General features: G+C 68.8%; 25 protein-coding genes. 3 read left to right on the top strand and 22 right to left on the bottom strand.

Translation table 11 applies throughout. From position 1 onward, the window contains the following. Positions 1–289: 289 nt before the first annotated feature. From D9599_RS22200 to D9599_RS22115, 18 genes are all read right to left on the bottom strand, one after another. Positions 290–1,240: a hypothetical protein gene (locus D9599_RS22200; protein ID WP_198383490.1), complete on the bottom strand. Its 951-nt coding sequence runs from the start codon at positions 1,238–1,240 to the stop codon at positions 290–292. Further along, positions 1,237–1,881, bottom strand: a complete 645-nt coding sequence (locus D9599_RS22195; RefSeq protein ID WP_198383489.1) for a DUF6927 domain-containing protein — start codon at positions 1,879–1,881, stop codon at positions 1,237–1,239. Before D9599_RS22195 ends, D9599_RS22200 begins: the two co-directional genes overlap by 4 nt. 52 nt (positions 1,882–1,933) lie before the next feature. Continuing rightward, positions 1,934–2,281: a DUF6876 family protein gene (locus tag D9599_RS22190; RefSeq protein ID WP_375373064.1), complete on the bottom strand. Its 348-nt coding sequence runs from the start codon at positions 2,279–2,281 to the stop codon at positions 1,934–1,936. Between the two features lie 286 nt (positions 2,282–2,567). Continuing rightward, positions 2,568–3,578, bottom strand: coding sequence for a phosphoadenosine phosphosulfate reductase family protein (locus tag D9599_RS22185; RefSeq protein WP_198383487.1), 1,011 nt, complete (start codon positions 3,576–3,578; stop codon positions 2,568–2,570). Beyond that, positions 3,575–4,549, bottom strand: coding sequence for an ArdC family protein (locus tag D9599_RS22180; protein ID WP_198383486.1), 975 nt, complete (start codon positions 4,547–4,549; stop codon positions 3,575–3,577). The genes D9599_RS22185 and D9599_RS22180 overlap by 4 nt, the downstream gene beginning before the upstream one ends. Positions 4,550–4,692: 143 nt before the next feature. Beyond that, entirely contained in the window at positions 4,693–5,028 is a 336-nt protein-coding gene (locus D9599_RS22175; RefSeq protein ID WP_198383485.1) for a hypothetical protein, read from the bottom strand. An 11-nt stretch (positions 5,029–5,039) separates the two neighbouring features. Further along, positions 5,040–5,387, bottom strand: coding sequence for a hypothetical protein (locus tag D9599_RS22170; protein ID WP_198383484.1), 348 nt, complete (start codon positions 5,385–5,387; stop codon positions 5,040–5,042). 158 nt (positions 5,388–5,545) lie between these two features. Further along, positions 5,546–5,767, bottom strand: a complete 222-nt coding sequence (locus D9599_RS22165) for a hypothetical protein (protein WP_198383483.1) — start codon at positions 5,765–5,767, stop codon at positions 5,546–5,548. A 266-nt stretch (positions 5,768–6,033) separates the two neighbouring features. Then, positions 6,034–6,363: a hypothetical protein gene (locus tag D9599_RS22160; protein ID WP_198383482.1), complete on the bottom strand. Its 330-nt coding sequence runs from the start codon at positions 6,361–6,363 to the stop codon at positions 6,034–6,036. After that, positions 6,360–7,145, bottom strand: a complete 786-nt coding sequence (locus D9599_RS22155) for an XF1762 family protein (RefSeq protein ID WP_198383481.1) — start codon at positions 7,143–7,145, stop codon at positions 6,360–6,362. Before D9599_RS22155 ends, D9599_RS22160 begins: the two co-directional genes overlap by 4 nt. 3 nt (positions 7,146–7,148) lie before the next feature. Continuing rightward, positions 7,149–7,739, bottom strand: coding sequence for a hypothetical protein (locus D9599_RS22150; protein ID WP_198383480.1), 591 nt, complete (start codon positions 7,737–7,739; stop codon positions 7,149–7,151). Positions 7,740–7,795: 56 nt separating this feature from the next. Beyond that, positions 7,796–8,164, bottom strand: coding sequence for a hypothetical protein (locus D9599_RS22145; protein WP_198383479.1), 369 nt, complete (start codon positions 8,162–8,164; stop codon positions 7,796–7,798). After that, complete coding sequence (locus D9599_RS22140) at positions 8,161–8,334, bottom strand: hypothetical protein (RefSeq protein ID WP_198383478.1); 174 nt, start codon at positions 8,332–8,334, stop codon at positions 8,161–8,163. Before D9599_RS22140 ends, D9599_RS22145 begins: the two co-directional genes overlap by 4 nt. A gap of 200 nt (positions 8,335–8,534) precedes the next feature. Continuing rightward, entirely contained in the window at positions 8,535–9,776 is a 1,242-nt protein-coding gene (locus tag D9599_RS22135; RefSeq protein ID WP_198383477.1) for a hypothetical protein, read from the bottom strand. Between the two features lie 58 nt (positions 9,777–9,834). Continuing rightward, positions 9,835–11,883 (bottom strand): ATP-dependent helicase, encoded by a 2,049-nt coding sequence (locus D9599_RS22130; RefSeq protein ID WP_198383476.1) that lies wholly within the window; start codon positions 11,881–11,883, stop codon positions 9,835–9,837. After that, the gene (locus D9599_RS22125; RefSeq protein WP_198383475.1) at positions 11,867–12,205 is read right to left on the bottom strand and encodes a hypothetical protein; all 339 of its coding nucleotides are present in this window, start codon (positions 12,203–12,205) and stop codon (positions 11,867–11,869) included. Before D9599_RS22125 ends, D9599_RS22130 begins: the two co-directional genes overlap by 17 nt. After that, complete coding sequence (locus D9599_RS22120; RefSeq protein ID WP_232480784.1) at positions 12,202–13,155, bottom strand: DUF3991 and TOPRIM domain-containing protein; 954 nt, start codon at positions 13,153–13,155, stop codon at positions 12,202–12,204. The genes D9599_RS22125 and D9599_RS22120 overlap by 4 nt, the downstream gene beginning before the upstream one ends. A 703-nt stretch (positions 13,156–13,858) precedes the next feature. Further along, on the bottom strand, positions 13,859–14,035 hold the full coding sequence (locus D9599_RS22115) for a hypothetical protein (protein ID WP_198383474.1): 177 nt from the start codon (positions 14,033–14,035) through the stop codon (positions 13,859–13,861). Between the two features lie 884 nt (positions 14,036–14,919). On the opposite strand from D9599_RS22115, the gene D9599_RS22110 reads away from it, so the two are divergent. After that, the gene (locus tag D9599_RS22110) at positions 14,920–15,954 is read left to right on the top strand and encodes a replication protein RepA (protein WP_198383473.1); all 1,035 of its coding nucleotides are present in this window, start codon (positions 14,920–14,922) and stop codon (positions 15,952–15,954) included. Positions 15,955–16,492: 538 nt separating this feature from the next. Here the strand turns inward: D9599_RS22110 and D9599_RS22105 are convergent. Next, a protein-coding gene (locus D9599_RS22105) for an IS5 family transposase (RefSeq protein ID WP_198383472.1) occupies positions 16,493–17,250 on the bottom strand; the annotation gives its coding sequence in 2 pieces (ribosomal slippage) (positions 16,493–16,932 and positions 16,932–17,250; 759 coding nt in all). 171 nt (positions 17,251–17,421) lie between these two features. Here D9599_RS22105 and D9599_RS22100 point away from each other — a divergent pair. Then, complete coding sequence (locus tag D9599_RS22100) at positions 17,422–18,204, top strand: IS5 family transposase (protein WP_198383471.1); 783 nt, start codon at positions 17,422–17,424, stop codon at positions 18,202–18,204. A 136-nt stretch (positions 18,205–18,340) separates the two neighbouring features. On the opposite strand, the gene D9599_RS22095 is transcribed toward D9599_RS22100, so the two are convergent. After that, positions 18,341–19,084 (bottom strand): hypothetical protein, encoded by a 744-nt coding sequence (locus tag D9599_RS22095; protein WP_232480783.1) that lies wholly within the window; start codon positions 19,082–19,084, stop codon positions 18,341–18,343. Between the two features lie 50 nt (positions 19,085–19,134). Continuing rightward, the gene (locus D9599_RS22090) at positions 19,135–19,830 is read right to left on the bottom strand and encodes a ParA family protein (RefSeq protein ID WP_198383469.1); all 696 of its coding nucleotides are present in this window, start codon (positions 19,828–19,830) and stop codon (positions 19,135–19,137) included. 161 nt (positions 19,831–19,991) lie between these two features. Between D9599_RS22090 and D9599_RS22085 the strand changes: the two genes are divergently transcribed. Next, on the top strand, positions 19,992–21,527 hold the full coding sequence (locus tag D9599_RS22085) for an ISNCY family transposase (RefSeq protein ID WP_198383468.1): 1,536 nt from the start codon (positions 19,992–19,994) through the stop codon (positions 21,525–21,527). Between the two features lie 188 nt (positions 21,528–21,715). On the opposite strand, the gene D9599_RS22080 is transcribed toward D9599_RS22085, so the two are convergent. Then, the coding region (locus D9599_RS22080) for a hypothetical protein (RefSeq protein WP_198383467.1) at positions 21,716–22,050 on the bottom strand (335 nt) is incomplete at its 5' end.

Genomic DNA, 22,050 nt, shown 5'->3' with positions numbered 1-22,050 from the left:
CGTGACGCGATGCTGGTGGTGAGTGGGGACTCTGGTGGGGGCGACGCCCTTGGGGGGCGCCGGTCGAGGCTCAGGCCGGGTCGGGGATCATCCCCTGTTCCGATCCATCTTCTTCCTCGTGACCCCTCCACGCCGGCCGCCCGGTCCGGGGCGGGGCAAGGGCGCCGCGCAGCGGCGGGAGCGGAGCGACTTCACCCTTGCCGCACGCCGGGCCGCGGTGGCAGCGGTTCTCCTTCTCTCCTCTCCGCTCCTGATTCCTCTTTTCCCCCTGAACTCTCCTGATCCGACGTCACACGAACAGGTCCGATTGGACGCTGCGGCGTCCCTCGTGCATCGCCGTGAGCATCAGCCGGTAGGCCTCGGTCGTCTCGGATTGTCGGCGGCGCTTGAGCCCGGCCTTGCTGTCGTTGCCGTCCCAGACGGCGCGCCAGCCGGTGACGCCCTCGCTGGCTTCGCCGATCAGCACGAACCGGGCCCGGCCCTTCACCGGCATCTCGACCTGGATGTGGCCGCGCGCGTGCGTGGGATCGCCCAGTCGGGTGATCCGAGCCTTGAGGCCCCTCCCGGTCAGGGCGGCGAGCATGTTCGGGATGGAGTGCGGGTCGGCCCGTACCGCTGGCGGCGGCGGCACGCGGCGGCGCCGCATCGCCGGGTCTGGGTCGAAGTCCTGCGGTCGGGGTCGCGCGAAGCACGAGGGGTTGGCCACTGGATCCACCCAGAGATCGGCCATGGTGGGCGGCGCGTTGGAGCGCCTCGCCCACTTCGCCTCGGACAGCATCCAGGCCTGCTTGCCCGGGCTGAGCGCGATCCGCTCGGCGCAGGCCTCGAACTGCCGCTTGAGGCGGATCTGCATCTGCCACTCCGCCTCCGGCACCGCCGCGACCGCGCGGGCCAGGGTCTGCAGGCGGTGCTCGAAGTCGTCGCGCGTGACCGGCTCCCGGCCGGGCACGCGGGGGCCGTGCAGGATCTCCCGGCCGCGCTCGCGGAGCTCCGCCCGCGTCATCACCACCTCGACGGCGATGACCTCGTCGGCGAGGAGCGGCCCCTCCACCTCGCCGACCAGCGGCAGGCCGGGGCCGGTGCGGTGCAGGAAGTGCTGCCGGGCGATCAGATTGTAGAGGCCCTCGATCACGCGGCCGTCGCGCAGCGTCAGGCGCAGGCGCGAGCGGTCCTTCTGGCCGTCGATTGGATGCGGGCCCGACTCCGGCAGGACGTCAGGCACGTCCTCCCAGGCCATCACGGCAGCAGCGCCAGCTGCACGGACGGCGCGGCCAAGCCAGGGGACGGAGCGGCCATCGCCACGGCGAGAAGGCGCTGGGGCAGCCGGCACAGGAAGCCGTGCCCGACTGGCCGGAAGACCGGCCCGCGCCGTCCGGCAGGTGTCGACACGACCTCGAACTCGGTCGCGATCACCTTCCCCTTCTGAAAGCCCAGCGGCTCGGTGAGGTGGAGCCGCTGCCCCGGCTGGAAGCGGCGGGCAGCGGCGGCGGCCTCTCGCCGCCCGGCGACGGCGGCGACGACACGCGCCCGCCAGTCGGCCGCGCTGCCCGGGTCCGGGATCTCCTCGACGGGGGAGAGCAGCGCCATGATGCGGGCCGGGCAATCCACCTCGCACGGGCCGCTGCACTCGCTCATCGACTTACGCCCGAAGCCGTCCCGGGCGTTGTTGAACACCAGAATGACGGCCGCGAAGGTGTAGGTCCGGCCGGCGTACTCGCCGGTGCGGTGGCTGTGGCGCACCGCCATGTAGACGGCGCGGCCAATCTGCGAGGCGGCCAGCACTTCGCTGAGGGCAGCGTCGGTCTCGTTGGTGTAGAGCCGGGTGAGGTAGTCGGTCGGCGTCTCGTGGGTGAGCGGACGATCGGCAACGAGCCAGCCCATCGGGGCCTCCTCTTGCGCGGGGTGGGAAGGAATCGGGCAACCGGAAGGCGGCTCAGCGCTCCGAGCGCAGGGCGACCAAGCCGGCCTCGACGCGGAGCGCGACCGCGGTGAGCGGGAAGTCGGTCCAGGCGATGGCCCGGTCGTGCAGCACCCGGCCGCGGCCGTCGCCGCAGGCGAGCGCGGCAGAACGGTCGCGGGACACGCCCAGCGTCCAGATCTGCACCGTCAGGCGGCGGACGGCAGGATCGGCCTGGGCCGCGCAGACCTGATCCAGCAGCCAGAAGCAGCCGGCCTCGTTGGCCAGGTGCATCACGCCCTCGGTGAGCTGCAGCGTTACCCTTGCGTGGTGGTGCCGTCCGGCCGGCTCGGCATCGCAATAGCCGGCGAGGTCCTGGCGCAGCCGCTCGGCGAAGGCGACCTACAGGCCGACGCCAAGCCACTCCACGCGATGTTCGTCGTCGCTGCCCTGGGAAATTGCAGGGGCAGATCGGGAAAGGATGTCGATGCTGGCGCTCACGGCCCGGCTCCTCGGTTCCGGCTTCTTCATTCCGGAGCTTATCCTCCCCGGCGCCGTCACCCGTGCCGGGTGGGGCAAGGGCGCGCGCAGCGCGGGAGGCGGCAGCCGACGCACCCTTGCGGCGCCCGGTCGGCGTGCGGCAGGTCGTTCTTCCTCGTCTCTTCCCCTCTCAGGTCGGACCGGCGGCCTCGCCGAAAGCACCCGGCGGTAGAGTCCACGCCGAGGGTAGGCCGAGGATCGGTAGGTTCCAGGTCTCGCCGAGGGCGAGGGCCACGAGGTCGGGGCGGGCCAGGGCAGCCGGATAGGGTCGGCCGAGGTCGGCCAGGGTGCGGATCGAGCGGGCGCGCTGGATGGTGCGGCCGAAGCGCTCCTCGTAGACCGCGATGCGCTCGAACAGCGTCGGCGCGATCAGCCGGATGGTGGCCCACTGCGCGGCCGAGCCGAAGATGCAGGCCATGCAGGACAGGCGCGACCAGCCCAGCTCGTAGGCCGGGTGCGGCCGTACGCCGTAGCGCTGCAGGGCGTCCCAGACCCGGCCATCGTCCCAGCCATGGACCGGGCGCCAGTGGTCGACGTGGCGCGGCCGGCGCGAGCCGCCGCGCGTGTCGGTGCGGTGCGGCTCGAAGGTGGCGTAGCGCGCCCGCGCCGCGCTCTCCCCCGCCCGCTCGCCGGTCACCACCAGGGTACGGCGGCCGAGGAAGCGGTCCTGCCCAGAGATGGAAGCGGCGCCGACGCCGATCTTGAGCGCCGCCGAGCACCAGCGGACGGACAGGTCGGCCGAGGTCTGGGGAAACAACAGCCGGGTGTTGCGCGGGCCGGCGCCGCCGGTCCGCACCACCCCGTGCGGCGTCTCGAACAGGATCGGCGCCGTCGGTGCATCCTGGCGCAGCATCTCACGCTCGAAGCCGCCCGCGCGCCAGGAGCGGAACAGCGGCAGGCCGAAGGCCTGCGCCTGGGCGGCGACGTAGGCGCCGGTCACCGGCCAGTCCATGAAGGCCGGGCCGCGGCCGTCCACCTCGTGGTGGTGCAGCTCGATGCGCGCCGGATCCACGCCGCGCTCCAGCAGGTCGAGCAGGCACGCCGTGGCGTCCTTGCCACCGGAGGTGAACAGCACGACGTGGTCGTAGGAGCGCAGGTCGGGGACGTCCCCGACCTGGCGCGTCAGCACGGCGGCGCTCACGCCTCCTCGGCGGCCTCGTCGCGCCGCGCCTCCTCGGCCGCGACGCGGGCGTGCTCGGGGTGGAAGCCGAGCAGGTAGTCGGCCATGCGCTGCGCCTCGGCCGCCGCGCGGAAGATCTCGCGTTTATCCTGCTTGAGGGTGCGCAGCCAGGACGCGACGTAGCTGGCGTGGTTGGGGATGTCGCAGGGCAGGCCCAGCTCGGCACCAACGAACACCGACGCTAATTCCGCCCTCAATTCCTCCTGGGCGTAAGCGTGGCTACCAAAGCGGCCGGTCAGGTCGCGGTCCAGGCGGTGCTTGGCACCAGAGGCGTGCGCCAGCTCGTGCAGGCCGGTGGCGCAGTAGCCCTCCGGTGTCGCGAAGGCCGCGCGCGGCGGCATCTGGATGTGGTCGGTGGACGGGCAGTAGTAGGCGCGGTCACCGCCATCGCGGAACACCACGCCGCTGTTGCGCATGATGGTCTCGGCCGCCTCGGGCGTGCGCCAGGAGGCTTCCTCGACGGACGGCGCCTCAAAGGCGGGGATGCCCTCCACCTGGCTGGCGTGGAACACGGTGTAGGCGCGTAGCACCGGCACGGTGCGGGTGCCGCTCTCCCCTTCCCCGCCGGCATCGGGCGCGGCGTCGCCGTCGCGCAGGGTCAGCTTGCGGAAGAAGAACACGCGCGAGCCGCGCTCGCCGCGGCGGACCTGCCAGCCCTTGCCCTCGGCCTGCTTGTAGGTGAGCCAGCGGGGATCGCTGCCGGCGAAGCCCATGCCAGTCATGCCGAGCAGCAGCACATTTATTCCATGATAACGCCGGCCGGTGACGGCGTTGCGCGGCGACAGCGGCCCGGCGCCGGCCTTGTCCTGATCCCAGGGGCGGCGCCACGGCACCGTCCCGACCTCGAGTGCCGCGACCACCTGGTCGGTGATCTCGGCGTAGTGGTCGCGGGGAGCCGGGCGCTCGGACGACTGGCGGCGGGACTGGGCCATTGGTGTTCCCTTTCATTTTCTCAGAACACCTCCCCGCCCCCACGTCCGGGGTGGCCGGGGCAAGGGCGCGCGCAGCGCGGGAGCGCAGCGACGAACCCTTGCGGCGGCCATCCCCGGTGCGGGACGGCTTCTTCTCCCTCCCCTCATCCTGCCTCCGTCAGCTCCTTCTCCTTCCCCTCCTCCGTCTCCGTCGTGATCTCCTCGACCTCCCAGTCGAACACCGGGAAACCGTCGATCTCGGCGGCGTCGCAGTCGAACAGGAGGTACTCGCAGCCGTGCTGGCGGGCCTCCTGAAACAGGGCCCACAGCGTGTCGGAGATCTGCGGCCGTTCCTCGCAGGCAAAAACGAACCAGCCGTAGGGCGTGCTGGCACAGAGCAGCTCGCCGGTATCGCGACCGGCGCAGGCTTCGAGCAGGGCCCTGTCCTTGTTCGTGAGGTGGGCGTTGGACGGGTCGAGAAAGCGGCGGACGACGCTCATCGGACGGCTCCTCACCGGCTCGCGTGGACGGGAATGACGATGGGGCGGGCTGCCGGAGGAATCCGCACGGGCAGCGCGTGTAGCCGGTCCCAGGTCAGCGCCTTGCACGCCCCCATGCGGCCAGTCCGCAGCGCGATGTGCGAGCGCGTATAGTGCGAGCGATGGAAGCCGCCCTGCGCCGGCAGGCGGCAGCGCTCCCCCTCCGGTGCGCCGCAGGTCGGGCAGCCGACGGCGATCGTCGGATCGGTGTCGAAGGTGGCGCTGCAGCGGCTGCAGGCGATCGGCTCGCCCGCGTCGGCGGCGGGGATGCGGGTGAACAGGTCCGGCCCAGGGGGGGCAGCGAGGCGGCGGATTTCCATGGCGGTGTTCCTTTCCGAACACCTCCCCGGCAGCCGTCGCCCCGCGCCGCCGGGGCAAGGGCGCCGCGCAGCGGCGGGCCGTCAGGCCCTCGCCCTTGCGGCGGGGGACGGGGTGCGGCACCCCTCCCCCCCTCCAACTTCTCTCGTTTCCTGCCTTCTCAGGCCGCGAGCGCTGCGGGCGCGGCAGCACCCGAAACCGGTGGACTGACCAGCTTGCGGTAGGTGGCGTCCTCGCGCAGGAAGGCTTGGTGGCCGAAGGTCCCCGCCTTCTCGGCGGCGTCGAAGCCGCGCGGCTTGCGCTGGCCCTTGGCCATGCTGACGGAAATGTCGAAGCTGGCGCCCGGGTTGGCGGACAGCACGTCGCGGCCGAACTCGGCCACGGCGCGGGTGATGCCGCCCAGGCCCTCGACCGCGAGACGGCGCTGCGGGCCGCCGCCGCCTACGCAGAGGCCGATCTACGTCGAGATACAGCCGGCCTCGCGCACGCGGCGGCCGGGATAGGCAGAGAGGATGATGTTGGTGGTGGTCACGGGGTGGTCCCTTTCTGGGTGAGCTCGTTCGCCGAGGCCGGTTCCTTCCGCCTCGACCCTCCCGCCGCGGCCGGACGCGGAACGGCGGGGCAAGGGCGCGGCGCAGCCGCGGGCCGTCAGGCCTTCCCTTGCGGCGCCGGGTCGCCATGCGGCACGGCTTCCTCACCGCTTTCCTCGCCCTCGCCGATCGGGCTTCTCTCCTGTATCTCCCGGGCGTGGTCGGCCTCGGCCTCCAGCCGGCGCATGATGAGGTGGCGAAGTCCTGCATCGGCCTCATCGCGCAGCACGCGATCGAGCAGCGCGGCCGTGGCGCGGCAGGACAGCTCCAAGCCATCCTCGGGACCGAAGCGCTCGGCCATCTGGAAGCTGAGGGCGCCCAGGGCCTCGGCGGCACGGGCCAGGTCGAGCAGATCGGCCGCGCTCCACAGGATCGGCGGCCGGTTCATGCCGCCGCATCCAGGCTCAGGGGCATGATGTTCGGCAATACTGGTGGTCGGGGAACCGGGCGGCGGGGCCGCAACGCCCGGCTCCAGCGGTGCTTGTCGATCAACGGAGCACGGTCGGTGCGCGCCCGCGTCGGGCTGTTCCATGACCGGCCACGAACGTGGGCCTCCCTGATCCAGCCGCAGGCGCGGAGACTGCCGCCCTCCTCATCGGCCCGGGTGTAGGTCACGATGCGCTCGAAGCCGCGGACTTCGGCCTCCCTGGCGGCCCAGCCGTACAGCTGCGAGCAGGCATTCCAGGCCAGGGGGCGCGGGATGTCGCGGCGGATGCACAGCCGGTTCACCTCGACCGTGCCCCGACCCATAAGGCCGCGGGCGACCGGGTTGCCGACCATCACCACACCCAGCAGCGTGGCCCCGTTGTTAATGGCGGCCCCGTAGCGCCAGGCGGTCGGGGCGGCGTTGTGGGTGTGGTGGCGCCGCACGAAGTCGGCCGCGCGAGCGAAGCTCACTGGCCGGATCTCGAGGTTCCAGTCCAGCAGCAGCTGGCCGCAGCCGGTGTCGGCCACCCGGCGCAGGCCGTGGCCGAGCAGAACCTCAGCCCCGAGATGGCGCAGCAGGTCGCGCGCCCACGCCGGGTCCTCGGCCATGCCGGCGCACACCTCCTCATGGGCCGTGAGGCAGCAGGTCTCCAAAAGGAAAGCGTGGTCGGACCACGCCTCCGCCAGTTCCAGCACCGCCGGCTCGCCGCAGTGGCAGCAGGTGGTGGGGGCTTGCCGTGCCACGGCTCAGGCTGCCATCCGGCCACAGCGCGCGGCGCAGTGGCGGTGCAGCTCCCGGACCATCTCGCCGATGCCCGCGACCATCGGGCCGAGGTTCGGTGCCTCGGCCGAGCAGCGGATGCGATGGTGTTCGCCGAAGTAGCTCTCGCCGATACGCGGCTCCAGCAGCACCACGCCGCCCACCTTCAGGACCCGGGCGAGCCGCGTCAGCAGCAGGGCGACGTCCTCGGTGCGGCCCTCCTGATCCTGTAGGCGGTCCATCGCCCGCCGCAGGGCGGGGATCGACTTGCCGTAGCGGCCGAGATCCGCCGCGGTGAAGACGTCGGCGTGCTCGGGGGTGTAGCCGTAGTGGATGCCGTAGGCATCGGTGCTGCGGTCGTCGATCTGACACGTCCAGCGCAGGCCCTCGTGAAGGATCGGGCGGGGCGTGTCGTCCCAGCGTACCAGGGCGTGCAGGTCGCCGTACCGGGCGGGCACCGCCTCGCTCCGCGTATACATGACCAGGGCCTCGATGTGCGCGTAGGCGCCGTCGCGCGAGGCGTGACCGAGGGTGGGCCGCAGCACGAGGAAGTGCGGCAGCTGTGCCGGAGTGGGCATGGCAGTTCCTTTCGGATCGGGATGAGGAGGGCAGTCGGGAGGGCGCGGAGCGCCCGTCAGGTGTCCGGGTCAAGTATTGGGAGAAGCGGCGGCAGGGACTTTGTCAGCAGGGTACGAACCCGCAGTCGCCAGTCGGCGAACCACTGCACGAGGTCGGCGCCCGACACCGGCTCATCCTCGTCGAATGCCTCGGCCTCGAAGGCCAGGGCCTCGTCCAGCAGGCGCTTCATGCCGGGGGAGCGGGCGAGCAGCGCGACGTAGGCCTCGGTCTCACCGATGCCGCGATCGGAGCCGTCATGGACGATGGCGACCTCGACGGGCGGGCTGCAGTCGGTGCGGATCAGGCAGAAGCCGTCCGCTATCACGTCCTCCAGCACCCGGACGGTGAGATGGCCGTCTATCTTGGGCAGGATGACGGGGCTCACCGGCGGGCCTCCTGATGGGCCGGCACCCGGACGGTGGAGGCGTGCTGCGCCAGGAAGCCCGGCAGCACGGCGCCGCCGAGCAGGATGGCGACGATGAGGATCAGGCCGACGGCGGCTTCGATGTCCTGCCGGCGGCCCTTACGCCTGGCCACGCGCTCTGCGAGATCCATGGATCCCATTCCTTCTTCTGAGTCTTCTTCTCGAAGACCCAGCCCGCCGGCCGCCCCGACCGGGGCGAGGCCAGGGCGCCGCGTAGCGGCGGGAGCGCAGCGACGAACCCTTGCCGCGCTCCGGGAGAGGGTGGCAGGGCTCTCCCTCCTCCCTTCCCTATTCCATCCTTCTTCCCCTCTGCTTCCTCCTACTCAGAGGGTTACGCCGCCTTCGCCACTGGCCTGGAGTGCAGGTCGAGGTTCTCGCGTCGGACCAGTTGCCGGTCGATGGGCAGGACAGGCTCACCCAGCTTCCACGCGAGCTTGTCGCGCCAGGTCAGGCGCCGCAGCGGTAGATCGCGCGGCAAGCGCAGCGGCAGGTGCTTACGGGGTCCGTGCGCCCAGTACATGGCCTCGGTGTCGAGGTAGTGCAGGGCCTCGTCGCGCGTGAGGAACACGACACCCTGGTCGAGCAGAACCCGATGGGCGATCGCGGTGGCCGGCGAGGCATTCAGGTCCGCGTCGGTCGGCCGCAGCGCCACGCCGCGCAGGTCGCCGTAGCCCAGGTCCTCCCAACGGTCGGGGTCGTAGTGCCGGCCGACCGTGAGCTGTTTGCTGACACCGTTGCCGTAGCGCGACGGCAGGAAGACGATGGGCACGCTGAGATCTGCCGGACGCGGGGCCGCTTCGGTAACGGGCAGGGGCTCATCCAAGTCGCCGTTCGCCAGCAGTGCCAGGAGCTCGTCACGGCAAGGCAGAACTCCCCTGGGGGAGTTGGCGATCCTGGCCTCCAGGAACAGCAGGGACCCGGGACGGCAGGCAGGGTCCGCGCTCAGCGCCTTCATCATGCTCTCGGCGAGCACCAGGCTTTGGCGGTGCGCCTCCACGGACAAGCCCCTCGCCCGACCAGCAGCTTCGACCACGTTCGTGCCGATCCAGTGCAGGATCTCGTTGCCCATCTCCTCGTGACGACGGGCGAAGCGCGGCCGACCTCGATCGGGGTCGAAGCCGAGTTCGGCGCACAAGTCGCGGTACTCCGGCGTGGTCCAGTCGTAGCTCTGCAGCTTCCTCAACCGGGCGAGCAGCGGGTGCGCGGCGGTCATCTCGTCCATCGGCGAGGCGTACTGAAGGCAGAAATTCGCCAGCACCGGCGAGCCTAGAGCGACGAGGAGCTTGACGGTCACGGTCCAGCGCGAACCCTCGCGGTCGCAGTGGAACCAGGCGACGTCGTCGGCCCCGCCGTCCAGGAAGTCGTCCGCCATCTTCCGGTCCGTCGCGTTGGGCAGCCAGGTCACCAGGTCCGCGATCTGGCGCGAAGCGCCGGACGTCGTGGAAGGCTGCAGCAGCGACGCGCCCCAGCACCCCTGGTCGGGCATCCACGTCGAGATCCACACCCGGCCGAGCCGGGTGGTGTTCAACGCGTAGCGGGCGCGACGGCTCACGCGTGTGTCCTTGTCGTTCACGTAGCTTCTCCGTGGGTTGGTAGACAGGAAGGGCGGTGCGCCCACGAGGCGCGCCCGCTCATGTCGCCGGCCGGGACCGCAGGCCGGCGAGCATCTCGTTGAGGGCGTCCATGCCGGCCTGCCGAGGCGAAGTCCGTGCTGGCCGGCGTGCCTCCGGCCGCAGCCAGCCCTCGTGGCGGTTGTCGGCCGGGATGTCATCGAGGAAGGGCGAGGGGTCGACGTAGCCACGCCGGAACTCGGCGTAGCTGACGGCCACCCGCTCCTTGCCCCGGGTCAGCGCCACGTAGGCGAGGCGCCGCTCCTCGGAGGCCTCGCCGTACTGGCTCGGGAACACGGTGGTGTTCCAGGCTGGCAGAAAGACGTGGGCGAACTCCAGCCCCTTGGCCCGGTGCAGGGTGAGCAGCTGCACCCGCCCGTCCGTGGTCTCGCCCGGGGCGGCGCTGGCCAGGGCGGCGTGCTCCAGCAGCTCGGCCGCCGAGTGGAAGCCGCCGGCCAGCAGCACGAGCTCTGCCAGGTTCTCCAGCCGGCCTTCCACGGTCTCGGCCCGGCTGTCGCGCAGCCACTGCCGGTAGCCGGTGCGATCGAGCAGCATGGACAGGCGGTCGGCGACCGTGGCCCCGGTGTCGGCCGCGACCGAGCGCACGGCATCGGCGAAGGCCCCGGCCGCCCCCCGCACTTTGGGCGGCAGTTCGGCGGTATGGCAGGCGGCTAGCAAGGAGGAGCCCCGCCACTCGGCGTCGCGCTCCAGCAGGTCGAGCGCCTTCGGGCCGATGCCGCGCGGCGGGCTGTTGCAGGCGCGGCGGAAGGCCTCGTCGGACTGGCAGTCGTCCGGGCAGGAGGCGAGGCGCAGCAGCGCCAAGGCATCCTTGACCTCGGCGCGTTGGTAGAAGCCGACGTCGCCGACCAGTACGTAGGGCACCTTGGCCCGCAGCAGCTCCTCCTCGATGCCGCGCGACAGGTGGTTGGCACGGTACAGGATGGCGATGTCCTGCCAGCGCACGCCCTCGGCGCCGCGCTTGCGGATCTCGGCGGCGATGCCGATGGCCTCGGCCTCGTCGTTGCGGAACTTCACGACCTCGATCGGCTGACCCTGCTCGCGGGTGGTGCGCAGCGTCTTGCCCAGCCGGGTCTCGTCGCGGGCGATCACTGCATTGGCCGCGGCCAGGATATGGCCTGTTGACCGGAAGTTCTCCTCCAGCTTGACTACGGCGGCGCCGCGGAAGTCGCGCGTGAAGCGGCGGATGTACTCAATATCAGCCCCGCGCCAGCCGAACACTGCTTGGTCGTCGTCACCCACGGCGAAGATCTCGCCGTGGTCCTTGGCCATCAGCCGGAGCCAGCGGTATTGGGACGCGTTCACGTCCTGGTACTCGTCTGCCAGCAGGCAGGAGAAGCGGCCGGCGAAGCGCAGCCGGCGCTCCTCGTCCTGGCCCATGGCGACGGTGGGCCAGAGCAGCAGGTCGCCGAAGTCGGCGGCGTTGGCCTCGCGCAGGCGGCGCTGATATTCCGGGTAGATACGGGCCGCGGCGCGCAGACCGGAGGCGTCGGCCATTGGACTGGCGGCAATCATCGCCTCAGCCCGGATGACCGCCTCGCTCGGGGTGATGAGGTTATCCTTGAAGCGGCCAATGTGGCCGGCCACGGCCTTCACCGGGTCCTTGCCCATGCCCTCGTCATCGCCGGCTTCGGCGCCCATGGCTTTCATGGTACGCTTGAGCAGGCGCTTGGCATCGTCGGCATCGAGCACGTCGAAGTTCTCGCGCAGCCCGGCCATCTCCGGTTCCTGCCGCAACTGGCGGGCTCCGAGGCCGTGAAAGGTGCCGATCCAGGACGGCGCCGCCTGCCCGCCGAGCAGGGCGACGATGCGCTCGCGCATTTCGCCCGCCGCCTTGTTGGTGAAGGTCACGGCCAGGATGCGCTGGGCCAGGATGCCGCGTTCGGCAATGCGCAAAGCGACGCCGGCGGTCAGGGTCTTGGTCTTACCGGTTCCGGCTCCCGCCAGCACCAGCACCGGCCCGTGCATCCCGGCGGCTTCGCCCTGGGATCGAGTCAGCCCAGCTACCAGCCGGGCACGGTCGGAGGAGATGGCTTCAGATGCGGTCGGCATGGCAGTTCCATCCGTGGCAGATCACCAGAGCGGCCTCGGGGCCGTCGTCGTGGTCGAGGCTGAGCAGAGTGAAGGCGTCGTCCAGCAGCCAGTGGCCGTCCTGGTCGCGCTCGCCCGCGACCACCACGCCGCGGTAGTGGTCGGAGCCGTTGTCGGCCGCGACCAGAACCGGGCGGTCGATCGCGGCATCGCCGGTTGGCGGCACCTTGCAGCGGGCCTGCAGTTTCGGGGGCAGCCGGAAGAAGGCGGCGTGCAGCGCGCGCACCAGATCGTCCGCCTCCGGACTGGGGGCCGTGGCGCTGCCTTCCGTGATGAGGCTCATGCCCCCCTCCCCCGTGTCAGGACGTCGTTCCAGTCGTTCAGCCCGCCGGATGGCAGCAGGCGCTCGCAGGGCACGCCCGCCGCAGCGGCGCGCTCGGCCAGGAAAGCGGCGTAGCGCTCCCCCGGCGGGTCGTTGTCGGTCGCGGTGGAAAGAAGGGCGCCCGGGAGGGTGGCCATCCCGGCGAGCAGCAGGTCCAGGGCATGCACCGACCCCGGCCCCATTCCGCCGGAAGTGGCGACGTACAGGGTGTCGCCCTGCAGTCGCTCGACGGCCGCAAGGCTGAGCGCGTCAATCGGCGCCTCGGCCACGGCCATCCGGCGTGGCCGTACCTCGCGCAAGGCGATCCAGCCGGGCAGCCGGAAAAGGGTCTTGTCCCCCCCCTTGGCGAAGCCACGGAACTCCGGCCCCCGCATGTCGAAGCCAGTCAGCGCGCCTGTCTCGTCGCGGTGAGCAAACCAGGCTGTGCCGTAGGCACCCTCCCGGATAGCGTCGATCGCTACGGCAGCGCGCAGCACCGGGTTGGGCAAACGGCGGACCTCGGCTAGGTAACGCCAGGCCCGCGAGCCCGGCCGCAGCGGCTTCGCCGCCGACCAGCGCTCGGCGGCCGGGGTGCTTCCCTCCCCGCGCGAGCGCACCCGCTCGTACTCGGGGAAGCTGGGCTGCAGCCCGACCATCTCACGCAGCAGCTTGCGAGCGTGCCCGAAGTTCAGGTCCGGGCGCAGGTGCTGCACCAGCCCGAACACGTCGCCTTTGGCGGTGCTGCCGGCGTCCCACCAGCCGTGGCCGCCATGGTTGACGATGATGATCTCGCCCTGGCCGCGCCGGTACTTCAGGCAGTCTCGGGTGCTCTCTGCCTTGTCCAGCCTCCACGGCGGTGGCATGCGCTCCAGCAAGGCGGCGCAGTTCACGCCTTCCCGCAGCCGCTGCAGCTCCTCATCCTGACCACTCATCTTTCGGAATCCTTCTGCTGGATTCCACCCGCCGACCGCGAGGCGGGCGCGGGACAAGGGCGCTGCCGGGGCCGGCCCCGGCGCGGGAGCGCAGCGACGCACCCTTGTCGCGGGTACGCCGCTAGCGGTAGCGGCTTCTCCCCTCCCCTCACGTCTTCCATGCTTCGTGGTCTCCTGAACCAGTCCGGCCCAGAATTGGGGAAAGTGGCGCGAACGGGAAAAAGAGAGTGTTTCCCGTTCGGAAATGCGCCGTTCGCGCCGCTCGGAGCCACCTTCGGGGTCGCCGCGTAGCTGGAGGCGCCTTTGGCCTGCGTCGTCGAGCAAAGCGACAAGGGCATGCGCCGGCGCGTGCGCGAGATCGAGGCCGTGCGCACGTAGAAGCGGGTAGCCGGAGGCGCAGCCGGGCGGCATCCGCCTGACGGGCGGTGGTGTCCTGGGGGCGGCAGCCTCTCCCCCTTTGGTAGCCAACTCAGCTCGGCGGGCAGCCTGAGAAAGACGGCGTGCAGCGCACAAGCTCCTCGCCCTCGCAACTCGGGGTCGCGGTGCTGGTGCCGGCGGCGGCGCTCATGCCGCCCTCCCCTGCTTCAGGACGTCGTTCCAGTCCTACAGGCTACCCGGCGGCAGCAGACGGTGGCAGGCCGCGCCGGCCGCAGTGGCCCGCTCAGCCATGAATGCGGCTAAGCGCTCGCCTGGCTCGTCATTGTCAGTGGCCGAGGCGAGCAGCACGCCCGCGGGGGACGCCATCTCGCCCCGTAGCAGGTCGAGCGCGGACCGTGCCCGGTCCCGTACCGCCGAGGGCCGCCACGAGGAGGGTGTCGCCGGGCAGACGCTCCACGACGGCAAGGACGTCGATCGGTGCCATGGCAAGGCGGCGCGGCATCACGGCGCGTTCGGGTGGCAGCCGGGCAGTCTGAACAGGGACGTGTCGCACCCTTAGCGAAGCCCCGGAACGACATAAGCAGGGAATCTGGTAAGAAAGGGCCCAGCCGCTTCCGCGTCCCCAGCTTATTTTGGTCCCAACGCCGGCTGCCTGCCCTCGCCGAGCCTCTCCCCCAACCGAAGGTTGCCGTTTCTGCGTAGCATGCGCCACGTCGGGGCCTGAAAGGTTGGTGTTCCTGCGTAGGCCAGCTTGAGCCGGGCCAACGCAGCGCAGACTAGGCAACCTTCGCTGACAATCCTGCGCACGGCCGACCCATTGGCGGCCGAAAGGTTGGAGTTCCTGCGCATTTGGGCTTTCGCCGATCCAGGGCCACGCAGACTTGGCAACCTTCACAGACCGATCCTGCTTCGCACCACGGCGTCGGCTCCCTACCAGAGGGGTTCCTACGCTTTTGGGGCGCATAGCGACTCGGAATCACGCAGATTTGGCAACCTTCAGGGCCGCCGCTCTCCCCGGACGTCCTGGTCGGCATCCGGCGCTGCGCAGAAAAGGCAACCTTTCAGGCGCTACTTATCCACGCAGCATCCCTAACCTTGGGCCAAAACGTCCACGCTACCATCCCTTCCGCTGCGCGCAGACGTGGCAACCTTCAAACGGGTGTTTGACGCAGAATTGGCAACCTTCCCCCGGGTTTTCCACGCAGACTTGGCAACCCATACCTATAAAGACTGATAAATTCTTTCCTATAAGAGCGCACCGCCTGCCGGCTATTTCACGGACCAGCACCCGGGAAAGCGGCTTCGGGACGAAAACGAGAGGTTGCCAATTCTGCGCAGCAAGGCTGCCCAAGACCGGCTAAGCGAAATGCAGAAAGGAGAATCGGGATGGCAACGTGGCCGCGACAGCAGCTCGAGCTGACCGGGTTAGAGGAGAGCCTTCGGCTCGCGGAGGCAGAAGGGGCCACTCCTACGGAACGGAAGAGGCTGCGTGAACGGCTTGAAGTCACGCACCAACTGATGGGCGATCTTCCCGCCCTGGAAGACGTTGCCTTCCTTCATTCCGGACTTTGCCAGACATACCTTCCCCACACCCGCCCGAAGGAAAACCACTCCGTCTGGCGGCGAGAAGCGGGCCGGTTCACCCTCATCGTGACGCCGGGTGTCCTAGACGACCGCCCTCGCGATCCGACCAGAAGGACAGGCCCGCGTGAGGCAACCGACCTCTACATCGGCGTCCCTTTTGGGCCCAAGGCACGCCTAATTTTGATCTACCTTCAGACAGAAGGCCGTAAGAGCCGGGTCGTGAACATGGGCCCGTCGATGTCGGCCTGGATCCGCTCACTTGGCCTAGCAGTCACAGGCGGGCAGAAGGGGACCATCAACGCCGTCCGCGAGCAGGTGATGCGGATCGCTCGGTGCAGCTTCACCCTGCAATGGGAAGACAAGGACGCCGCCGGCAACACCACCATGTCAGTCCGGGACCAAAGGATCGTCGAGGGCTTATCCCTCTGGAACGCCGCCTCGGACGCCTCCCAGTGGTCAGCCACGGTTGAACTCGGGCAGCAGTTCTATGAACACCTTAAAGAACACTCGGTGCCGCTGGACAAGCGCGCGATTGCGCACTTGTCGAACAACTCCCTAGGGCTCGATCTCTACACGCTCTTTGCTTACCGCCTGCCTCGCCTTAACCGCGACCTCCATCTAAGCTGGTCGCAGCTTCTGGACCAACTCGGCACATCCGAAAAGCAGACCAAGACGGTTGCGTACCGCATTCGCGAGGCACTTCCTGACGTCATGGCCGGTTACCCTGACGCAAAAGTCGAGGTCACTCGTCATGGACTCCTCCTAAAGCCTTCACTTCCAGCAGTTCCGCGCACGATGGTCCGCGGCGTTGCCCTGATGCCTGGCGGCCGCTCTTAAGACGTCAGAGGCCGCTGGTGCCACCCAGCGGTAGGGAACGACATCAGAGCCGACCAACAGTTGCTAGCCACCGCCTTTTGCCAAAGGGAGCGACGCACAACGTTCAGACTTCATAGAAGCTAAACTGTGCTGGTCAGGCAAACGGTCAGGAATGCTAAACGCCCGTGTACCCACGGGTAGCGATGCGACAGTTCGTTAAGGCTCCTCTACAAGGGGGAGAATCGCACACCGACTCCAACTAGGGTACTCTAAATCGTTGTCGATCCCGGAATTCTTTGACAAGGTTGCATGAAGCCGGCCCGGAGACTTCCCGTGGGCCCGAGTGCCCCCCTACCCTCTCGATCGAAGCCTACCGGCGTTTGCCGTGCGCATTTTTGAGCACTTCAGGCTTGCCTAGACCCGGAGGGCTGATGCGCCACCGCTCATAAAACGACAAGACTGTTCTCCAAATCCTCAGCCTATCCGAGGGCTGTAACTCCCTCACAAACTCATGTCACGGGTTCGAGTGAAGTGGAAAAGCACTAGGCGCTGTCTGCATTTATCGTAGCCAGATCATGGCGCAGGCGAGGTGGACGAAGCCCATGAAGGCGGGAAGGGTCTTCTCGCAGCGCAAGGCGATGCGGCGGAAGCGTTTCAGCCGGTTGAAGAAGCCCTCGATCTGATGGCGTTCCTTGTAGAGCCGCCAGTCGATCGGTGGTTTGTTGGTGCGGCTCGGGTTCGCCTTGATCTGCGCGCAGGCCCTGAGATCGCTGGCGATGAAGGCACGGAGCGGATCGGCGTCGTAGGCGGCATCGGCGATGACGTGACCGACGCCCTGCAGGCCGGCCAGGAGTGCCTTGGCTTGCGGGCAGTCGCCGTGCTGGCCCGGCGTCGGGTGGATGCGGATCGGCAGGCCGAGCGCGTCGACGGCCGCGTGCAGCTTGGTGGTCAGGCCGCCGCGCGAGCGGCCGATCGCGGCAGCCTGAGCCCCCCTTTTGCGCCGGTCGCATCGGCGTGGACCTTGGCGATGGTGCTGTCGATCAGCACGAACTCGAAATCCGGCGTGTCGGCCAGCGCGTGGAACAGCCGCTCCCATACTCCTGCATGCGACCAGCGCCGGAACCGCGCGTGAACCCCACTCCACCTGCCGAACACCTCCGGCAGGTCACGCCAGCGCGCCGCGTTGCCCGCCATCCACAGGATCGCGTCCACGAACAACCGGTTGTCGACCCCGCTGCGCCCCCGTGTCCCGGCCCGGCCAGGAAGGTGGCTCTCGATCCGTCCCCATTGCTCGTCCGTCAGCGTGCGTCTGCTCAAGGCCTGGCTCCCTTGCCAGCCTTGAACCACAACCGCCCCCCACACGAAAACTTCTAAATGCAGACAGCGCCTAGGGTCTGTGACTGGACTGCCTGACAGGCTTTTTCGGCGCTGATCTGGTGCTTGGTCGCACCACCTTGAAGGTCCTCGAGGCTTCAGGACGGCGGATGTATGACCAGGAGAGGCCTGGACGATGCCCAGTGGGTGTCGCTGATGCTGGTGCTGCAGCAGATCCCGCTGGCATGGAAGCGTGCTGAAGCGGCGCTGCGCCGCTTTGTTGAAGCCGCGCTCTGGATTTGCCGGACTGGGGCACCGTGGCGTGACCTGCCGAAGGCGCTGGGCCTCTGGTCCAGCGTTTACCACCGCTGGCGGCGCTGGTGCCTACGCGGCTGGTGGGAGTTGGTCTTCGAAGCGCTCCGCCCGAGCCTGCCCGCAGACGGACTGCTGCTTTTGGATAGCACCACCTGCAAGGCCCACCGCGCCGCGAGTGGTGCCGTGGGCAGCACGGCGGAGACCGAAGCGCTGGGCCGCAGTCGTGGCGGGCTCTGCTCGAAGCTGCACGCCTGCACCGATGGTGCAGGCCACGTTCTCCGACTGATCGCCAGCCCCGGGCACCACGCGGACCTGCGCTACGCCAGCGCACTCGCCTCGGGCATCCCGGCCTGCGACGCCGCGCTCGACCGGGGTTACGTCTCGGCAGCCCTGCGCGCCGCCTTTGCCGCAGAGGGCTGTACCGTCCACACCCCGCCCAAGCGCGGCATGGTCGACCCACCTGCCTACAACCCCGAGCTGTACGCCCGGCGTCACCATGTTGAGAACCTATTCGCCAGCCTCAAGGACTGGGCTCGCATTGCCCTCCGGCGCGACAAGACCCGACGCAGCTGGATGGGCTTCGCCCATCTTGCCGCTACCATGATCAACCTACGCATCGCTCAGTCCAGTCACAGACCCTAGGCACTAGCGGAAGCTGGTAAGCGCTAAAGGAGAGCGGCAGGGTATCGTCGACGACTTTGCAGACTGCCCCTCAGGTCAAAGAACCAGCACCCTCAGCTCCGTCCACGTCACCTAAACGGTTCAGGCTTACGGCAACTTACGCGCTGATGACGGCCGCTTTCTGGCGTGTCTGGCGCACTCCGGAAATGGTCCCAAGGGTCTCCCGGACGGCGGAGAGCCGCTGCTGCACCCGCGAAAGTTCATCCAGTAGCTTGCGTTCACGCCGGGCTAACTGCTGCTCCTCGCCCCGCAGCCTTACAGGATCGGGTGTACCCTCCTCATACTTCATCGCAGCAGGCACCCCCCCTACCCGAACTTCCTCAATAGGGAGCCGCTTGAACTCTTCCACTTCTCGTCGAGTCACAGTCGGCCGCAGAAGCCCTCTGTCCTTGGCAGCCTCAAGGCGGTCCTCCTCATACGTGGTGAGTACATAGGCCGTGGAGAACGATTCCGGGCAGAGCGCGCGGGGCAGCCGGCCAGCATCAATGTCTCGCGCAATGGCGCGGTACATGGACGCAGTGTTCTTAGGTAATCCCAACAGCTTAGGTCCTCCCTCCAGCAGATGGTTCCATTCCTGCTTAGTGAAGACCGTCTCAGCTCGCATCAGGGCTCGCCCCATTTCGATAATAGCATCGAGCTGCCGCTCCGCGCCCCTCTTTAGAGAGTTGCGGAGGATCGTCGCAGCCCGCACCTTGTCGCGGTCCGCAAGCACCGAACTACCCGCGAAGTGCGCTCGAAAGGCGTTGGCGAACGCTTCGTCGGCGACCTCAAGATCGCGTATGCCGTGCGCCTGGCGGTCCGGCGCCGCCAAGGCAACACCCAGCTTACCTTCAAGGTTCACCACTCGGCTCTGTCGAACTGCCGTGCTCATATTCTGGGTCTCCCGGCCGGTCACAGCCCAACCTGACGTCGCACATAATGCCACACGTTTGTGAAGTCGGCACGAGACTTTGCTTTCGGCTTGTCCACCGCAGCAAGTCCCTCCACTGAATGGGAATGTGCGTCAGAAAGATTGCGGACCTCCACCGGGCAGAGGGCGCCGAGCTTGTTCAACTGGCCCCGAGCAGCCTCAAAGAAGACCTCCCTGCGATTTGCACGGTTCATGAAAGTCGCGACTTTGAAGCCCAGCCTGTTGAGCTCGGCGACCCAAGGGCCGGTGGCATCAAGGTCGCTCATTGTCGCCCCGGTAGTGACAACCACCAAATCTGCCGCCTCGCACAAGCCATGCACCTCGGCGATGCAGTCGTCCACAGACGGAAGCATGTCGATGATCGCCACATCGTAGGGCTGGACCGCCGCAAGAACCTTCTGCCAGTTAGCAATCTCCGTAGGCAGGACGTCGAACATCGGCAGGTTGGCTTTGCGATCTGCGGCTGCCTCTCGGCGGGCGAACCACTTGGAAAGCGTCCTCTGTGGGTCGAGGTCGACGCCCACAACGCTGAGTCCTTCCTGGGCAAAGAGCGGCAGGAGATTTTGGGTGAACGTCGTCTTGCCGGTGCCTCCTTTCGGCGACGACATGACGATAATGCGGCAGCGATGCGCGGCAGCTTTTTTGGCCACGCGTGCGGCCGGAGCCGTGACGGACATAGTACAAACCTCCCTACGACAGGCGCACACTGCCGGAAGATCCTCGCGGGCGGCAAGGTGTAACTAACAACGTTCCTTCAGGTTCAACCGGTTGAACCCGAAGCCGGGGGTGTTGCCTCACGTGAAATGTTCCCCTGGGGCGAGGAGCTCCAGGGGCGGGCATGAGGCGGGTGAGCATGGCGACGCGTGACGAGTTGGCGGCGGTGACGGCGGAGCGTTACGCCCGGGCTGGCCGTGGCGAGCGAAGGCGGATCCTCGACGAGTTCACGGCGGTGACCGGGTTCCACCGTCGGCATGCGACCCGGCTGCTGCGGTCGGGGCTACCTCCGAGGGCAGGTGGGCCGAGGCCGGGACAGCGGGTCTATGACGATGCGGTGCGCGAGGCGCTGGTGGTGCTCTGGGAGGCGTCGGATCGGGTCTGCGGCAAGCGGCTGCAACCATTGGTGCCGGTGCTGGTGGAGGCCATGGAGCGGCACGGCCATCTACAACTCGCTCCGGAGGTGCGAGGCAGCCTGCTGGCGATGAGCGCGGCGACGATGGACCGGGCTCTGCGGCAGGCGAGGGATGGGGCAGCTGGGCGGCGTCGGCGCCGGATGGCACCCTCGGCAGCGGTGCGGCGGAGTGTGCCGGTCCGGACCTTCTCCGATTGGGACGATCCGGCGCCCGGGTATGTCGAGGCGGATCTGGTGGCGCATAGCGGTCCGACGGCCAAGGGCAGCTTCGTGCAGACGCTGGTGCTGACCGATATCGCCACGGGCTGGACGGAGTGCGCGCCGCTACTGGTGCGCGAGCAGGGGCGGCTGGTCGAGGTGCTGGGCGAGTTGCGCAAGAGGATGCCATTCGCGCTGCTGGGGTTCGACACGGACAATGACGGCATGTTCATGAACGAGACCGTGCGGGACTACTGCGCGGCGGCGGGGGTGGAGTTCACCCGGTGTCGGCCGTACCGCAAGAACGACCAGGCCTGGGTGGAGCAGAAGAACGGCGCGGTGGTGCGGCGGATCGTGGGGTACCGGCGCTACGAGGGGGTGGAGGCCGCGGCAGCGCTGGCCCAGTTCTACGGCGCGGTGCAGCTGTTCGTAAACTTCTTCCAACCCTCGTTCAAGCTGGCGGAGAAGGCACGCGAGGGGGCGAGGGTGAGGAAGCGCTACCACCCGCCCGCCACTCCCTATCAGCGGCTGGTGGCGGACCCAAGGTCGGGCGAGGAGGTGCGCCTGCGGGTTGCGGCGCTGCATGCGATGCTCGACCCGGTGGGGCTGCTGCGGACGATCCGGACGATGCAGAAGCGCCTGGTGGAGATCGCCGACTGGCCGGTCGCGGGCGAGAGGGCCAAGCCTACGGCGCCGAACCTGGAGGCGTTCCTGTCCGGGCTGCGGACGGCGTGGCAGGAGGGCGAGGTGCGCCCGACCGCTCGGCCCAAGGAGAAGGCCGAGCGGCTGCGGCGTCGCCCTGATCCATTCGCCACCGTGACAGCACTGCTGCAGGGATGGTTCGCGGCCGAGCCCTGGCGGACGTCCCGTGAGTTGCTGGAGCGGCTGCAGGCAGAACAGTCCGGAGGTTTTCCGGCCAAGCAGCTGCAGACCTTGCAGCGGCGATTGAAGGCGTGGCGCCGGGACGAGGCGCACAGGCTGGTATTCGGCACTGTCGCGACCGAGGAAGAGGCGAAAGGTGATGCGGCAAGGGGAAGCGGGCTATGAGGCAACAGCGGCAACTTGGTGAGGCAACGTCAACCGCGTCGGGAGCATTCCTGGGCGAGGCAATACGAAAACCATCCTGATTGTCGCGCTACATGTCGGACGATGCGCCCCGGAGCGGGCACCCCCATAGCATCTACAACGAGGCCCACCCCCCCCCAAAGGCTTGCGGATGCGCTCACCCCGTGAGTTCATCCGCGCCCAGTCTCAATCAGTTCCATGTCCGGTTTGATGGGGGCAACTCCAGCCAGCGTGTCGGGGTCGCCGGCGAGGAGCTCGCGGCCGAGGAGGCTGCACCACGCCTCGAAGCCGCCCCAGGCAGAGCGGTAGGCGCGCCGGATGCCCTCGCCACGGGCACGGGTGGCGTAGACGGCGGCGCGGGCGGAGAGTTCGCGGAGTTCGGTGGCCCGTGCCGCCCCGTCCGGCACCACGAGGTCACCGAGGAGCGTGGTCGAGAGCCGCAGTGCGCCCTTGGGCAGGGGAGGGAGCTCAGAGGTGGCTCGGGGAATCTGGGCAGGTTGGATGG

It is taken from the genome of Roseomonas sp. KE2513 (assembly GCF_016107305.1).
Lineage (GTDB): Bacteria > Pseudomonadota > Alphaproteobacteria > Acetobacterales > Acetobacteraceae > Roseomonas.
This window is presented reverse-complemented; position numbering and strand designations above follow the sequence as displayed.

Coding starts and splice junctions, on each gene's coding strand:
- D9599_RS22195 (WP_198383489.1), bottom strand. CDS start 1,881: ATGGGCTGGCTCGTTGCCGATCGTCCGCTCACCCACGAGACGCCGACC.
- D9599_RS22180 (WP_198383486.1), bottom strand. CDS start 4,549: ATGGCCCAGTCCCGCCGCCAGTCGTCCGAGCGCCCGGCTCCCCGCGAC.
- D9599_RS22175 (WP_198383485.1), bottom strand. CDS start 5,028: ATGAGCGTCGTCCGCCGCTTTCTCGACCCGTCCAACGCCCACCTCACG.
- D9599_RS22170 (WP_198383484.1), bottom strand. CDS start 5,387: ATGGAAATCCGCCGCCTCGCTGCCCCCCCTGGGCCGGACCTGTTCACC.
- D9599_RS22160 (WP_198383482.1), bottom strand. CDS start 6,363: ATGAACCGGCCGCCGATCCTGTGGAGCGCGGCCGATCTGCTCGACCTG.
- D9599_RS22150 (WP_198383480.1), bottom strand. CDS start 7,739: ATGCCCACTCCGGCACAGCTGCCGCACTTCCTCGTGCTGCGGCCCACC.
- D9599_RS22140 (WP_198383478.1), bottom strand. CDS start 8,334: ATGGATCTCGCAGAGCGCGTGGCCAGGCGTAAGGGCCGCCGGCAGGAC.
- D9599_RS22130 (WP_198383476.1), bottom strand. CDS start 11,883: ATGCCGACCGCATCTGAAGCCATCTCCTCCGACCGTGCCCGGCTGGTA.
- D9599_RS22125 (WP_198383475.1), bottom strand. CDS start 12,205: ATGAGCCTCATCACGGAAGGCAGCGCCACGGCCCCCAGTCCGGAGGCG.
- D9599_RS22120 (WP_232480784.1), bottom strand. CDS start 13,155: ATGAGTGGTCAGGATGAGGAGCTGCAGCGGCTGCGGGAAGGCGTGAAC.
- D9599_RS22115 (WP_198383474.1), bottom strand. CDS start 14,035: ATGCCGCGCCGCCTTGCCATGGCACCGATCGACGTCCTTGCCGTCGTG.
- D9599_RS22110 (WP_198383473.1), top strand. CDS start 14,920: ATGGCAACGTGGCCGCGACAGCAGCTCGAGCTGACCGGGTTAGAGGAG.
- D9599_RS22100 (WP_198383471.1), top strand. CDS start 17,422: ATGACCAGGAGAGGCCTGGACGATGCCCAGTGGGTGTCGCTGATGCTG.
- D9599_RS22090 (WP_198383469.1), bottom strand. CDS start 19,830: ATGTCCGTCACGGCTCCGGCCGCACGCGTGGCCAAAAAAGCTGCCGCG.
- D9599_RS22085 (WP_198383468.1), top strand. CDS start 19,992: ATGAGGCGGGTGAGCATGGCGACGCGTGACGAGTTGGCGGCGGTGACG.